This is a genomic window from Bacillus sp. 7_6_55CFAA_CT2 (assembly GCF_000238655.1).
Lineage (GTDB): Bacteria > Bacillota > Bacilli > Bacillales > Bacillaceae_G > Bacillus_A > Bacillus_A cereus.
This window is the reverse complement of the sequence record NZ_JH414708.1, coordinates 993,517-1,009,642: the sequence shown is the minus strand read 5'-3', so window position 1 is coordinate 1,009,642 and position 16,126 is coordinate 993,517. Positions and strand designations below refer to the sequence as shown.

The following is a 16,126-nucleotide window of genomic DNA, read 5'->3' as shown; positions in this document are numbered from 1 at the left end:
ATGCTTTTTTAAGAACTTTTTCTTGTACATCATTAATGAGCACTTCTCTCGGTTTACTACCTTCATATGGACCTACTACACCATTCATTTCCATTGCATCAATTAGGCGAGCAGCTCGCGTATAACCTACTCTAAACCTACGTTGTAACATAGAAACAGATGCTGTTTGCATTTCCACTACAAGTTGAACCGCTTCATCATATAATTCATCTTCTACTTCCTGCTTCGTATCAGGAACATCTTGCGGAATCATATCTTCTTGATATTGTGCTTTTTGCTGTCCAATAACATATTCTACAACTCTCTCAACTTCATCATCTGATAAAAATGCGCCTTGTACACGTACAGGTTTCGATGCACCAATTGGTATAAACAGCATGTCTCCACGACCTAGTAGCTTCTCTGCACCACCACCGTCAAGAATTGTACGAGAATCTGTTTGAGAAGATACAGCGAATGCAATACGTGATGGAATATTTGCTTTAATAACACCCGTAATAACGTCAACTGACGGACGTTGCGTTGCAATAATTAAATGAATACCAGCAGCACGAGCCATTTGCGCTAGACGCATAATCGCATCCTCTACATCAGACGAAGCAACCATCATTAAATCTGCTAACTCGTCCACAATTACTACAATATAAGGTAATTCGGGTTGTTTCGCTTCTGATTGACTATTATGCTCTTTTATATAATCGTTGTATCCTTCAATGTTACGTGTACCACTATGAGCAAACAATTCATAACGACGTTCCATTTCACTCACAACTTTTTTCAATGCTTGCGATGCTTTTTTCGGATCAGTTACAACTGGCGTTAACAAATGAGGCACACCGTTATATACATTTAACTCTACCATTTTCGGGTCAATCATCATTAATTTTACTTCATGTGGTTTTGCACGCATTAAAATACTAACAATAATACCGTTAATACATACACTTTTCCCGCTACCTGTCGCACCAGCTACGAGTAAATGGGGCATTTTATTTAGACGGGCTAATACAGCTTCACCTGTAATATCTCGGCCAAGACCAATTAACAACTTCTCTTCCGGATGGTTATTAGCCTTAGAATCAAGCACTTCCCTCAGTGTTACCATCGAAACTTCTGAGTTCGGAACTTCGATCCCTACAGCTGATTTCCCGGGAATTGGCGCTTCAATACGAATGTCCTTTGCAGCTAAAGCAAGGGCTAAATCATCACTTAAACTGACAATTTTGCTTACTTTTACCCCCATATCAGGATACACTTCATATTTTGTAACTGCAGGACCTCTATGTACTTTTGTTACTTTCGCTTTCACTCCGAAACTTTGGAATGTACGTTCTAATTTACGAGCATTCTCATAAATTTCCGCATTTTCATTTGTAACTTGCTTATTCTTTGGAAATTTTAATATATCAAGTGAAGGAAGCTTGTAATCTTTATTTTCTACATTTGAAAATTGCATAGGAGGTGCTTGCGCTTCACTCTCTAACGATTCAACAATTTTTTCTCCACGCTTTTTCTTTGGTTCTTCAATTGGCGGAGTCTCTTCAATAAACGGTGAAGTGATCAAATCTTCTTCCTCTACTTCGATTCGTTTATCCTCTTCTTCATTTACAGGATAATTCTCAGTGAAATTCGAAATAATCGGAGGATCAATTGAAATTTCTTCCATCGGCTCAATAATTTCTTCTTGTTCTGCAGCACGTTTGCTTCTTGCGCTTCTTGTTGTTTTTTTCTTTTCTGTTTGTTCAGCCGTTCTTTTAGCTCTCCAATCTTTATAATCCCCTTGCATCACTTGAAATTGACTTCTAAGAATTCTACCAACTGGCGCTAACACTTCTCCAATATGCTTATTTGTTATACAAAGTATACCGAGAATAACTAGAATAATACCAATGATATAAGCTCCTACTTCGTCAAATAAGAAGTAACATGTTGCGAACATAAGCGCACCAAACATACCACCACCTAAATGAACGCTATCTGGCCCCTTTTTCATTTCAAGAAAGAAGTTATCTTTTGTACTCACAATAACAGAAGTATTTTGCACTGCTCCATCTTTTGTAAGAAGGTTAAATAATGTAATATGACTAAACATTAATATCGCCAATACAATTAAATAAAATCCAATTAATCGTTTATTTAAAAGGTTCGGCCATCCGCGTTTTATAACAAAGGAAACCGATAAAGCTATTACACCTAACACACCAATTATGTACCACTCTCCAAAGAAGAAGCGAAAAAATAACACAAACGATTTTCCTACAACGCCTAGCTGTAAAATCGTAATGATTGAAAGTGCAAAAAGAGTTAAACCGACGATTTCATAATACAAAGTTGGCTTTATCGTACGTCTTGTCTTTGCCTTCGTCCCTCTTTGCTTTTGTTTTGCCATTTCTTCACCTCGCGTTCTACATATAAATAAAGCTCCCCTCAAAACGCTCTATTTATATGTCTGTTTTCTCTATTTTTCAGGTCTTTATATCTTCTATTTTTACACTTCTTGTAAAATGCTAAATAAACAGAAGAAAGCAGCCTACTCATGGCTGCTCAACCGTCTTGTTTTTTATATTATACCATAGCTTCTAAACAAAATCCTTCTTTTTGCTAAAAGGTTATTTTCTGACCGGGCTCAAACTCTAAATAGTGAAGTGGGTCCGTACTTAGCACACGTACAATAGAATAACATCCATGTTCCTCTTCAGAAACCATTAATTCCACACCATTTATATTTACAACTTTTTGACTTTCACATTGTGAATAATCGGCCGGATACACAAGTTGCTCTGGCATAATTGTATATAAAATCATTGTAGCATTGTCCCTTCTGTACTATCTTCCGCGCGAACATCTATTAATTCGTTTAATTTTCGAATCGCATTTCCAATACCGCCAACATCATCTATAAGACCGTACTTTACTGCATCCCCACCAATTACATTCGTCCCAATATCTCGCGTTAAATTCCCTTTCGCAAACATAAGCTCTTTAAAACGATCTTCTGTTACTTTTGAGTGCTTCGTCACAAAACGAATGACTCTTTCTTGCATCTTATCCAAATACTCAAATGTTTGTGGCACACCTATGACAAGACCTGTTAAACGAATTGGATGAATTGTCATCGTCGCAGTTTCCGCAATAAACGAATAGTCAGTAGAAACAGCAATCGGTACACCGATGGAATGTCCCCCACCTAAAACTAGAGATACTGTTGGTTTTGAAAGCGAAGCTACCATTTCAGAAATTGCTAGCCCAGCTTCAACGTCACCTCCAACCGTATTTAATATTAAAAGCAAACCTTCAATTTTCGGATTTTGTTCAATCGCAACAATTTGCGGAATGATATGCTCATATTTTGTTGTTTTATTTTGCGGTGGTAATTGAACATGACCTTCCACTTGTCCGATAATCGTTAAACAATGAATACGTGATTCATTCATCTGTGGTACATTTGTCTGTCCAAGCTGTTGAATTTTTTCAACTATTGAAGCCTCTTTTCCAGCTTCTTTTGGCTCAGCTTCTTTTTCTTCATTTGTATATCGATCACGTTCTGTCATTTCGCATCCCCTTTCACTCGTATATAACTATTATTTCTTAAGTTATAAATTTCATTCGATAGGGTTAAAAAGAAAAAAGATCACCCATAAGGGTGATCTTTTTATACTTCCATAATAATCGGTAAAATCATAGGTTTTCTCTTTGTCTCTTCGTACAAGAACTGTCCTAATAATTCACGAATATTTTGTTTTAACATTGACCATTCAATTGAATATTCTTTAATTGACTGCTCAACAATCATACGTACAATCTCTGTAGATCGTTCAATTAACGCTTCTGATTCACGAACATATACGAAACCACGTGAAATGATTTCTGGACCAGAGATAATTTTCTTTTCATCTTTACCAAGCGTTACAACAACTACTAGTATTCCATCTTGAGATAACATCTTTCTATCTCGAAGAACGATATTACCAACGTCACCTACACCTAATCCATCAATTAAAACATTACCAGCTTGTACTTTACCGACTAAGTTCGCTTCATCGTCACCAAAAGCAATTACATCGCCTTTTTCTACGATAAAGATATTTTCTCTTGTAATACCTACATCTTCAGCTAAATATGCATGTGCTTTTTGCATACGGAACTCACCATGTACGGGTACAAAGTACTTTGGTTTCATTAAATTTAACATTAATTTTAATTCTTCTTGGCTACCGTGACCTGACACGTGAACTTTTCGTTCGCCGTAATAAACAACTTCAGCTCCAGCTCTAAATAACAAATCAATAATTTTTGATACAGATATTTCATTACCCGGAATTGGCGAAGCAGCAATGATAACAGTATCACCTTTACGAATTGAAATTTGTTTATGTGCTTGTTTTGCCATTCTAGATAGAGCAGCCATCGGTTCACCTTGACTACCTGTCGTTAAAATAGCTACCTTTTTCTCTGGGAAGTTGTCTACTTCTTGTAATGAAATAACCATACCTTCTGGAACATCTAAATAACCAAGACGTCTTGCAATGTCTACTACTTTCACCATACTACGTCCTACTACCGCTACTTTTCGCCCTGTTTCAGCAGCTGCATCAAATACTTGTTGAATACGATGTACATTCGATGCAAATGAAGCAACGATAATACGACCTTCTGCGCCGTAGAACACTTTAGAGATTTCTACACCAACTTCTTTTTCTGAACCTGTATAACCTGGGCGCTCTGCGTTTGTACTATCAGATAATAAGCAAAGTACGCCTTCATTTCCGATTTGCGCCATTTTCCCAAGGTCTGCTCCACTATTTCCAATTGGAGTTTGATCGAATTTAAAGTCTCCCGTATATACGACTGCACCTTTTGATGTATGGAAACAAACGCCAACAGAATCCGGAATACTATGTGTCGTTCCGAAGAATGACACCGTTGTAGTGTTAAATTCTACTGTTGAATTTGAATCGATTGTTTTTAGGTCTACACGGCCTAACATGCCCGCTTCACCAAGTTTTTCTTGTATAAGTCCTACTGTTAATTTCGTTGCATAGACTGGAATAGATAATTTACGAAGTACATACACAATTCCACCAATATGATCTTCATGACCGTGAGTAATAAATAACCCTTTTACTCGCTCTTGATTTTCCACTAAATATGTAATATCAGGAATAACGATATCAATTCCAAACATTTCATCTCCCGGGAACATTAACCCTGCATCTACGATAAAGATTTCAGAATCAATTTCAACACAGTACATGTTTTTCCCGATTTCACCTACTCCACCAAGAGCAAATACTTTAACAGACTCATTCTCTTTTCTCTTCATGTTGTTGCCTGGTTTAAAAATCTTGCAAACACTGATTTCACTAAAATTGCAGAGACACCAGGGGAAACTCTACAACCACCATATTTTCACCGTCCAAGACGAATGTCCTTACCGTTATGCGATATCATGTCCTTGTTTATTTTTTAAACCAGGTTTCACCTCTCTTTCATTATATAAATCAAATATCTTATTCGATATGATATGAAAATTTAATTAAATTATAATTTTTCCCAATTTTGCTAAGCATACCCGTACTAAGCTACTTAGCCATATTATACCTGATACAAGAAATAGAACACAAGTTAAATCGTGCGAAAGAAAAAGTAAAAGAACGGAATGACAACAAAAGTATCGAACGTATTTCCTTTATATTTACTTCGATTTTATACTCCATATTATTTTGAAGAACTAGCCATACATACGCTAAATTCATTTCATAATAGGGATTTTCAAGATTTATTTTTTTAGAATCCAACAAAAACACTTACAAAATGGAATTTTTTTATGAATTACGTCAAATTTGAGGGGATTTCTCTAAAAACAAACACCGTAGTTTATTACGTTTATTCCATAATATCTATCATTTTTTGACTCGATTAAAGGGGTACGATTATTTTCTTATACACATAATGAAGAAGCGATTAATATTCTTATAAGAACACATATAGGTGAGAAAACGAGGAAAAGATTTTCATATAATAAAAAATGACCTAGTTCTACACTAGGTCATTTTTTATTAACGAGGGATAGATTGCATTACAGATTGTAACGTTACTCTTTCTTCTTCTGTTAATGGAAGAAGTGGTAAACGTACAGAACCTACATCTAATCCAACCATTTGTAACGCTGTTTTTACTGGAGTTGGACTTGGCGCCATAAATAATGAATCAGTTACTCTTACAAGTAATTGATGTAATTTTTGTGCCTTCTTAAATTCTCCTGCTTGAAATGCTGTAATCATTTCTTGCATTTCGTTTCCGATAACATGAGATGCTACCGAAACGATACCTTTCGCTCCAACTGCCATAGCTGGTAACGTTAAACCATCATCACCGCTGTATACCGCAAAGTCGTCCGCTGTTTTTTCAATGATTTCTGTCATTGTTAACACATCGCCGCCCGCATCTTTAATAGCAACAATGTTTTCTATTTCTGATAAACGAACAACTGTATCAACGGAGATTTGTACAATAGATCGTCCCGGAACGTTATATAGCATAACCGGAAGCGGCGTACTTTCAGCAATTGCTTTAAAATGCTGATACATTCCTTCTTGACTCGGTTTGTTATAATACGGTGCTACTAGCATTACTGCATCCACACCAACTTCTGTTGCCTTTTTAGTTAAGTCAATAGAAGCATGCGTATTATTGCTACCTGTTCCAGCGATTACGGGCACTCTTTTATCGACAACAGATACCACATGGCGATATAACGCTACTTTCTCTTCTGAAGTTAATGTAGGAGATTCTCCTGTCGTTCCTCCTACCACGATTGCTGTTGTACCGTTATCAATTAAATAATTTACCAATTTCGTTGTCTTTGCAAAATCGATATTCCCGTTTATATCAAACGGTGTTACCATCGCGGTTGCAATTGTCCCAAAATCTATCATGGTCTCACTCCTTATTGTTCCAGTTGCTTTTCTTTTGAAAGCTCAAACGCACTATGTAATGCATTTACAGCCTCCACCAAATCAATTTCTTTTACAAGAACCCAAATTGTTGTATGACTATCTGCCGATTGCAGGATTTGAATACCTTTTTCTGCTAAAGCTGTAACGATTTTTGCAGTAACCCCTGGGATGCCTGCCATTCCAGCTCCAACGATAGATACTTTCGCACAATGTTCTGTCACAATTGGCTCATATCCAAGTTGTTTTAGCACTTCGACAGCACGAGCTGATACATTATCATTTACTGTGTAAGCTACACCAGTAGGAGAAATGTTAATTAAATCAACACTAATGCCTTCGTTTGCCATTTCTTTAAATACATGCTGCTGTATGTCGTATGCCGTTTCTTTTGCAAGTACTTTAATTTGCGTTACGTTCGATACGTGGGCAATACCTGTAACAGGACGTTCTTCTACATCCTGCCCTTTTGTAGCACCATCGTATGCTGCAATAAGAGTACCTTCACTTTCAGAATACGTAGAACGTACACGAAGTGGCACTTTTGCATGCATCGCAATTTCAACTGCACGTGGATGAACGACTTTCGCACCTTGATAAGCCATGTTACAAATTTCGTTATACGTTACAGTTTGAAGATGACGTGCATCTTTTACAATACGAGGATCCGCAGTCATAACACCTTCTACATCAGTGAATATATCGATATATTCAGCATGAAGTGCAACACCTAATGCTGAAGCTGAAGTATCACTACCTCCGCGTCCAAGTGTTGTCGTATCACCTTTTTTCGTTTGCCCTTGAAATCCTGTAACGACGATTACATCTACATTTTCTAACTCTTCATGTATACGATCGCAATTCATTTCAATAATCTTTGCATTCGTAAAGTCATCATTCGTTACAAAACCAGCTTGTGCACCATTTAATGCTGCTGCTTTTATACCGTTCTCATTCAACATATTAGAGAAAACAATTGCAGAGATTAACTCTCCGCATGATAATAATAAATCTTGCTCACGTTTAGAAATAGTAGATTCCTCTTGATTTACAAGACTTAATAACGTATCCGTTGCATATGGTTCACCTTTACGGCCCATAGCAGATACGACAGTAACTACTTTATAACCAGCAGCTAATGATTTTTTTATATGATGAAGCGCATGCTTACGTCCATTGTCATCACGTACTGATGTGCCACCAAATTTTTGAACAATTATTTTCATATTTTGCACCTTCTCTTAGCCGTTTACACTAATTGTAATTTTACTAAGCGCTCTGCAATTTGAACAGAATTCCATGCAGCGCCTTTTAATAAGTTATCAGATACGACCCAAAGATGGAATCCTTTATCGTTATTTAAATCTTTACGGATTCTTCCAACGAATACTTCGTTTTTACCTACTGCAGTAGCTGGCATTGGATATAACTGCTCTTCTGGATTATCTTGCAGAACAATACCTTCCGCATTTGCAAGTAAGCTCTTTAATTCTGCTACTGTTACGCCTTCTTTTTCTACTTCGATGTAAACAGACTCAGAGTGTCCTGATACAACTGGTAAACGTACACATGTTGCCGCTACTTCTAATTCAGGCATATGCATAATTTTTTTCGTTTCGTTAATCATTTTCATTTCTTCAAACGTAAATCCATTATCTTGGAATTTATCAATCTGTGGAATCGCATTAAAAGCAATTGGGAAATGCTTCTTATCACCTGATACAGGAAGAACATTTGCCTTAACTTCTTCGCCATTTAAGATTGCTTGTGATTGTTCATGCAGTTCTTCAATAGCTGCCGCACCAGCACCTGATACAGCTTGATATGTGGAAACGATTACTCGTTTTAAACCATATTGCTGACGAACTGGCTCAAGAGCTACTACCATTTGAATTGTAGAACAGTTTGGATTTGCAATAATACCATTATGTTCTTTTAAGTCGTTTTCATTTACTTCAGGTACAACAAGTGGCACGTTTTCTGTCATACGGAATGCACTTGTATTATCAACAACAATCGCACCGCGTTTTGCTGCTTCTGGCGCTAATTGTTTCGATACAGATCCACCAGCACTAAATAGTGCGATATCTACTCCTTCAAAGCTTTCAGGAGTTGCCTCTTGAACTGTAAATTCTTCGCCTTTAAATACAAGTTTCTTACCTGCAGATCGTTTAGATGAAAGTAACGTTAATTTCCCGATTGGAAATTCTCGTTTCTCTAAAGTATTTAACATTTGTTCACCAACTGCGCCGGTTGCTCCAACTACAGCGACATGAAAAGTTTTTTGCTTTTCCATCACTATGCCCCTTTCTAGATACCAATCCTTCTATAACTTAGAATCAGAAGGAGTATACAATACCCCTTCTGATCTTAATAACGTTAATTTTATCATATTCTACAGTAAGAATGATGGTTTCATCAAAAATTGTCCGTTTTTTTCGTTTTTTAATTCATATATCTGAATTTTTCTACGACCACCGGTTGCAATTGCTTCCCTTGCAGCGCTTCTAACACTGTATCTTCCAGCAGCTCCATGCGAGCTACCATTGAGTTCGGTTTTTTCTCTGGTGCATCTTGGCCGAATGGGACGAAGTAGATGTTTTTTGTTGCCATTAGGCGCATGAGATTTACTCCATTAAGCCCTAGAGCATCATTCGTCGAAACAGCCAATACGACAGGCTTGCCATTTCTTAACGTCGCTTTCGCTGCCATTAATACTGGAGAGTCTGTCATTGCATTTGCAAATTTACTCATAGAATTGCCTGTTAGTGGTGCAATTACCATACAATCTAGTGGAATTTTAGGTCCTAGTGGTTCTGCACCAACGATTGAATTAATTGCTTTAAAACCTGTTATTTCTTCAATCTTCTTAATCCACTCTGCTCCTTCTCCAAATCTAGTATTTGTTGATTGAACAGTGTAAGAAACAACAGGACGTACTTCTGCTCCCTCAGCAATTAATTTTTCTAAATGAGGCATTACTTCTTCGTACGTACAATGTGAACCTGTAAATCCGAAACCAATTCGTTTCCCCTTCAAACTCATTTCTTTTCCTCCTCCTTTGCAATTGCATCTGCTGCTAATAACTGAGAAAGAACATTTGCTAAAATTTGCCCAGCCGTTTTTGGGGCAACAATACCTGGTAATCCAGGTGCTAGCAATGCTTTGACTCCTCTTTTTTCCGCATATCTAAAGTCAGTACCGCCTGGTTTAGAAGCTAAATCAATCACTAACGTATGAGCTGGCATTTTTGCAATAACATTCGCTGTTACAACGAGATGCGGAATCGTATTAATTACAATATCGATATTTCCTACTTCTTTCTCTATGTCTTGCATATGAAAAGGAGAAAACATCATTTCTGTAATACGTGCAATATGTTCAGATCGTCTTGCTCCAACTTTGACATGGGCTCCTAATGATTGAAATGCTCTCGCAACACTCATTCCTGTTCTCCCAAATCCTAGAACCATTACATTGGACCCATGAATTGTATAGTCGGTATGTTGAATTACCATCATTAATGTACCTTCTACCGTTGGAATAGAATTGTATATTGCTACATCATCACGATCAAATAATTTAACAAGTTTTCGATTCGTAGTAGATACGAGATTTTCCAAGTAAGATGTACCAATACCTGAATATATAGTAAAGTGTTCTGGTGTATTTTCAATTTGTTCTTTCGTTATTGAAACTTTTTCATTTGAAAAAATAGTATCTACTTCTCCTTTGGCATTTGTACCGGCAACCGGCAAAATAATTGCGTCTACAGAAGTGAAATCTAAATTTTGTATACTTTCTTTTGCTGCCCCTGTGAAACCATGATCTAACTGATCAAAACCTATCAAAGAAAGTTTCGCATCCAATTCAACTAGCTTACGAATTACTTCTAGCTGCCTTGCATCTCCTCCTATGACAGCAATATGCATCTCAGTCAACATTCCCTAATTCACCTTCTTTTTCTGTCATTTATAAGAAAAGTGCCTACTTTTTCTTTTTCCTCCACATCATATGTAATGTACGAGTTTATGGTGATTGAAAATCCAAATGCACATATGATTTATCAGGTTTCTATGTAGATACAAAAAAAGATGACCAAAATGGCCATCCTTCACTCCGAATTTGAACGATCTATACTATCACAAAGAAGCATATCGTGTCCGACTTTCTTTATTTGACTCCATGCTACTCTTACTTCTTGTGGTTCCTTTTTAAAACCTCCCCACTTCCCTACAGGTATTATAAGTGTTTGTATTTGTCCGTCTTTCTCATTAATCTCTAAATCCATATAACCTAAGGCTCCCATTTTTTCCGCTTTTTCTATATCTACAACCTCTTTACCGCTTAATTCACTTAATCGCATACTCACTCCACTCCCCTACTAAATTTTTCATTTGCATTGTCTATAATTAGTACCTATTCTATATGTATAAAAAAAATAACCTTCTCTCATTTAAAATGAGAGAAGGTTATTTTCAGATACATCGTAAAAGTTGATTATAGTTTTATTCCTTTTGGAAGTTTTCCATCTGGACTAATTAATGCTGCAGAGAATTCATCTGTAAACATGTTACGAATTAACCCATCTACATTTTCTTTTGTTACAGTGTTTACACTTTCGATAATCTCATCAAGTGAACGATGCTTACGAAGTAGCAATTCATTTTTACCATTACGGCTCATACGACTATTCGTACTTTCTAAACTTAACATTAAGTTTCCTTTTAATTGCTCTTTACTATTAATAAGCTCTTTTTCTGTAATACCTGTATTTTTCAATGTTTCTAATGTTTCTTGCATTGTTTCATACAGTGTATCTAATTGTTGACTACCTGTTCCACCATACAGTGTTAACATACCTGTATCTTCATAAGAAGAATGGTAAGAAAATACTGAGTAAGCTAACCCACGTTGCTCACGTACTTCTTGGAATAAACGGCTACTCATACTACCGCCTAAAACGTTATTTAATACAATTAAGTTATAAATATCTTCGTGTCCCATTTGTAAGCCTTTATATCCTAAACATAAATGAGCTTGTTCTGTTTCCTTTTTACGTGCTACTTTGTTAAAATGGAAAATTGGACTATGTACTTGTTCACGGTTTGTTGTTCCTTCATAACTACCGAAATATTGCTCTACCGTTTGTAAGAAGGCTTCATCAATATTTCCTGCAACTGAAACAACTACATTTTCAGGTGTATAATGATCCTTAATATATTGGCGTAGCGTATCACCTGTAAACGTATCAAGTGTTTCTTCTGTTCCTAAAATAGGATATCCAAGCGGATGCGTTTCATATGTTGCTTTCGTTAACATATCATGCACAATATCGTCTGGAGCATCTTCGTACATTTTAATTTCTTCACATACGACATTCTTCTCTTTTTTCAATTCTTCTTCATCAAATGTTGAATTAAAGAACATGTCAGCTAATACATCTAAAGCATATTTAGCATGTTCATCTAGCACTTTTGCATAGTAACAAGTGTACTCTTTTGAAGTAAAAGCATTCACTTGCCCACCAATACTATCAAATGATTCTGCAATTTCGCGTGCACTACGTGTTTCTGTCCCTTTAAAGAACATATGCTCTAAAAAGTGAGAAATCCCGTTATTTTTTTCATTTTCATTTCTTGATCCCGCATGGATCCAAATACCAATCGCAACCGATCTTACAGTTGGTATATTCTCCATAACTATTCTTACACCATTTTTACAAGTATATTTTTTAATCAAAAACTTTCCTCCTACTGCCAGTTTCTCTAAATAAGTGCTATTATTTAATGATAACAAGTTTAAGGATGAATGTCATGCAAATGTATTTAATCCACACGTTTTTCATCCAGTAATTCTGTTATATTCCCTACTTTATATCCTTGTTCCTTCAATTTTTTAATCATTGTATCTAATGCTTCTGCCGTTGACGAAGTAGGATGCATTAATACGATAGCACCTGGGTGTATTTTTCTCATTACTCTCTGCAATAGTACATCTGGCTCAGGTCGCTTCCAATCGATTGTATCGACAGTCCACATAATCGTTCCCATTTGGAAATCATCAGCGATTTTCACGACTTCATCCCGAAAACTTCCACTCGGCGGGGCAAACCATCTCACCTTTTGATTCGTAGCAGCTTCAATCATTCGATTTGTTTTTTGTAACTGCTCTCGTATTTCATCAGACGATAGCGTTTTCATATTAGGGTGCGTATAAGAATGATTTCCGACTTCTTGATTTGCATCGACAATCATTTTTGCAAATCGTAAATTTTCTTTCACCCAACGTCCTTCTAAAAAGAAAGTCGCCTTCACATCATGCTTTTTCAATATTTCTAATATACGAGGCAAATACTCGTTTCCCCATGCCACATTTATTGTTAATCCCACCATCTTTTTATTCGGATGCCCCCTATAAATTGGAGCAGGTGATAAATCTTCTAAGTGGACACTCGGTGATACTTCCTTAAATTCAAGGTGTTTTTGATCAAATTCCTTTAGTTTCTTCATATTGTTATAGGATGCTTCCATATCAACTTGTCTTCCATTATATCCTGGTGTTGCTTTCCATATCTTATCAATCATCGCATTTTGAGGTGCAATCTCATATTGTTTTGCATGCTTTTGAATTTCTTCATATAAGTTATCCTGTGCAAAAACAGAATAAGAGCCTAAACTGACATATAAAGAAAATATACATATGTATGCCAATATACGAACTTTCATATAAACCCTCCCAAATTAACTATATAAAAAAACATTTTTCTTCTTATCTTTGTTAATTTGAGCGTTATAATGAAAACTATACCTATACTGACATAAAAATATATATAAATCATATTTTTACATAACAAAAAAAGCCAGTTAAACTGGCTTTCGCTTATTGCTGCTCTTGTTTGTTTTCTTCTTTAGCAGCTTCTTTTTCTTGCTCTTCTTTTAGCAATACTTTTCTAGATAGATTAACACGACCTTGCTTGTCAATCTCGATAACTTTAACCGTAATTACGTCACCGATTTTTACAACGTCTTCTACTTTACCTACACGCTCAAGTGCAAGTTCAGAAATGTGAACTAATCCATCTTTACCGCTGAATAATTCAACGAAAGCACCGAATTTCTCAACACGTTTCACTTTTCCTTCGTAGATTTCACCTACTTGTACTTCGCGAACGATATCTTCGATAATTTTCTTAGCTTTGTCGTTCATTTCTTGGTTTATTGAAGAAATGAATACTGTGCCATCTTGCTCGATGTCAATTTTAACGCCAGTTTCTTCAATAATTTTATTGATTTGTTTACCGCTCGGTCCGATAACGTCACGGATTTTATCTGGATTAATTGTCATTGTAATAATCTTTGGAGCGTACGCTGATAATTCAGTGCGTGGCTCTGGAATAACAGATAACATATGATTTAGAATGTGCACACGACCAACTTTCGCTTGTTGTAATGCCTCTTCTAAAATCTCACGAGATAGACCATCGATTTTAATGTCCATTTGTAGTGCAGTTACACCTTGTGCTGTACCTGCTACTTTAAAGTCCATATCACCTAAATGATCTTCCATACCTTGAATATCAGATAAAATTGTGTAATGCTCACCAGTTTTAACTAGACCCATTGCAATACCTGCAACTGGAGCTTTAAGTGGAACACCAGCATCCATCATTGCTAAAGTACTACCACAAATACTTGCTTGTGAAGTAGAACCATTTGATTCTAAAACTTCAGATACAAGACGTACTGTGTATGGGAAATCTTTTTCAGATGGAATTACAGGCTCAAGTGCGCGTTCTCCTAGTGCACCGTGACCGATTTCACGACGACCTGGTCCACGCATTGGTCTAGTTTCACCAACACTAAATGATGGGAAATTGTAATGGTGCATAAAGCGTTTTGATTCTTCTACACCAAGACCATCTAAAATTTGCACATCGCCTAATGCACCTAATGTACAAATACTTAATGCTTGTGTTTGTCCACGAGTGAACAAACCAGAACCGTGTGTACGAGATAAAATGCCAACCTCTGATGCTAATGGACGGATTTCGTCACCTTTACGGCCATCTGGGCGGATTTTTTCAACTGTAATAAGACGACGTACTTCTTCTTTTACAATTTTATATAAAATCTCATTTACTTGTCCTAATGTATCAGCGTCAGCTTCCTGCGCTTCGTAATGCTCAATAACACGCTTTTTCACTTCGTTAATTGCATCTTCACGTGCATGCTTCTCATGTACTTGAATTGCTGAATGCATATCTTCTTCAGCCATTTCACGTACAGCTTGGTTAAGATCAGCGTCAACTTCATAAAGTTTCACTTCTGATTTCTCTTTACCTACAGCTTGTACAATCTCTTCTTGGAATGCAATTAGACGTTTAATTTCGTCATGACCAAACATAATTGCTTCTAACATTGTTTCCTCAGGCACTTGATCTGCTCCTGCTTCAACCATGTTAATTGCATCTTTCGTACCAGCTACAACAAGGTGAATATCACTTTGTTCTTGCTGTTCTACTGTTGGGTTGATAACGAATTCGCCGTTAATACGACCAACTGTTGCACCCGCGATTGGACCTTCAAATGGAATATCTGAAATCGATAACGCTAATGAAGAACCAAGCATAGCTGCCATTTCAGAAGAACAATCTTGATCAACACTCATTACGATGCTGACAACTTGTACTTCGTTACGGAAACCATCTGCGAAAAGTGGACGGATTGGACGGTCGATTAAACGACTTGCCAAAATTGCTTTTTCACTTGGACGACCTTCACGTTTAATGAAACCGCCAGGAATTTTTCCGACTGCATATAAACGCTCTTCATAGTTTACTGTAAGTGGGAAGAAATCTACATTTTTTGCTTCTTTTGATGCAGTTGCTGTAGATAGAACCGCTGTATCGCCATATCTTACTAATACTGCTCCGTTCGCTTGTTTTGCAAGCTGACCAGTTTCAACTGTTAGCTGGCGACCAGCTAAATCTATCGAGAAGACTTGCTTTTCTTGACTCATTTAAGTACCCCTCTCAATTTAAAGTATTCAATTCTTCTATGTAAATGGATAGTATATCACAATATTCTACCTCTAGTATTGCCTAAAATTAAGTAAGCTATAAAGCGTAGAAGATATATTTTTACCTAACAAAAAAGCGGGAATATTCC

The 16,126-nt window shown here is 36.6% G+C and carries 13 protein-coding genes; all 13 read right to left on the bottom strand.

Annotated elements, in window-relative coordinates:
* The coding region (locus HMPREF1014_RS05500) for a DNA translocase FtsK (protein ID WP_001118799.1) at positions 1-2,389 on the bottom strand (2,389 nt) is incomplete at its 3' end.
* Positions 2,390-2,601: 212 nt separating this feature from the next.
* Positions 2,602-2,805 carry a YlzJ-like family protein gene (locus tag HMPREF1014_RS05495; protein WP_000605020.1) on the bottom strand — a complete coding sequence of 68 codons (204 nt, stop codon included), beginning with the start codon at positions 2,803-2,805 and terminating at the stop codon, positions 2,602-2,604.
* Positions 2,802-3,551 (bottom strand): translocation-enhancing protein TepA, encoded by a 750-nt coding sequence (tepA, locus tag HMPREF1014_RS05490; RefSeq protein WP_000139806.1) that lies wholly within the window; start codon positions 3,549-3,551, stop codon positions 2,802-2,804. Before tepA ends, HMPREF1014_RS05495 begins: the two co-directional genes overlap by 4 nt.
* A gap of 101 nt (positions 3,552-3,652) precedes the next feature.
* Positions 3,653-5,323: a ribonuclease J gene (locus HMPREF1014_RS05485; RefSeq protein WP_000823096.1), complete on the bottom strand. Its 1,671-nt coding sequence runs from the start codon at positions 5,321-5,323 to the stop codon at positions 3,653-3,655.
* A gap of 736 nt (positions 5,324-6,059) precedes the next feature.
* A complete protein-coding gene (gene dapA, locus HMPREF1014_RS05475; RefSeq protein ID WP_000564763.1) occupies positions 6,060-6,938 on the bottom strand; it encodes a 4-hydroxy-tetrahydrodipicolinate synthase in 879 nt (292 codons plus the stop codon).
* 11 nt (positions 6,939-6,949) lie between these two features.
* Positions 6,950-8,182: an aspartate kinase gene (gene dapG / locus HMPREF1014_RS05470; protein WP_000692453.1), complete on the bottom strand. Its 1,233-nt coding sequence runs from the start codon at positions 8,180-8,182 to the stop codon at positions 6,950-6,952.
* Between the two features lie 23 nt (positions 8,183-8,205).
* Entirely contained in the window at positions 8,206-9,252 is a 1,047-nt protein-coding gene (gene asd, locus HMPREF1014_RS05465) for an aspartate-semialdehyde dehydrogenase (RefSeq protein ID WP_000414846.1), read from the bottom strand.
* Positions 9,253-9,401: 149 nt separating this feature from the next.
* Positions 9,402-10,001: a dipicolinate synthase subunit B gene (gene dpaB, locus HMPREF1014_RS05460; protein WP_000053596.1), complete on the bottom strand. Its 600-nt coding sequence runs from the start codon at positions 9,999-10,001 to the stop codon at positions 9,402-9,404.
* On the bottom strand, positions 9,998-10,900 hold the full coding sequence (gene dpaA / locus HMPREF1014_RS05455; RefSeq protein WP_000954742.1) for a dipicolinic acid synthetase subunit A: 903 nt from the start codon (positions 10,898-10,900) through the stop codon (positions 9,998-10,000). Before dpaA ends, dpaB begins: the two co-directional genes overlap by 4 nt.
* Before the next feature lie 170 nt (positions 10,901-11,070).
* Positions 11,071-11,322 (bottom strand): YlmC/YmxH family sporulation protein, encoded by a 252-nt coding sequence (locus HMPREF1014_RS05450; RefSeq protein ID WP_001239756.1) that lies wholly within the window; start codon positions 11,320-11,322, stop codon positions 11,071-11,073.
* A 134-nt stretch (positions 11,323-11,456) separates the two neighbouring features.
* Positions 11,457-12,698, bottom strand: coding sequence for a M16 family metallopeptidase (locus tag HMPREF1014_RS05445; RefSeq protein ID WP_000592989.1), 1,242 nt, complete (start codon positions 12,696-12,698; stop codon positions 11,457-11,459).
* Between the two features lie 86 nt (positions 12,699-12,784).
* Positions 12,785-13,684 carry a polysaccharide deacetylase family protein gene (locus tag HMPREF1014_RS05440; protein ID WP_000868232.1) on the bottom strand — a complete coding sequence of 300 codons (900 nt, stop codon included), beginning with the start codon at positions 13,682-13,684 and terminating at the stop codon, positions 12,785-12,787.
* Between the two features lie 154 nt (positions 13,685-13,838).
* Entirely contained in the window at positions 13,839-15,977 is a 2,139-nt protein-coding gene (pnp, locus tag HMPREF1014_RS05435; RefSeq protein WP_000076737.1) for a polyribonucleotide nucleotidyltransferase, read from the bottom strand.
* Between the last annotated feature and the right edge of the window lie 149 nt (positions 15,978-16,126).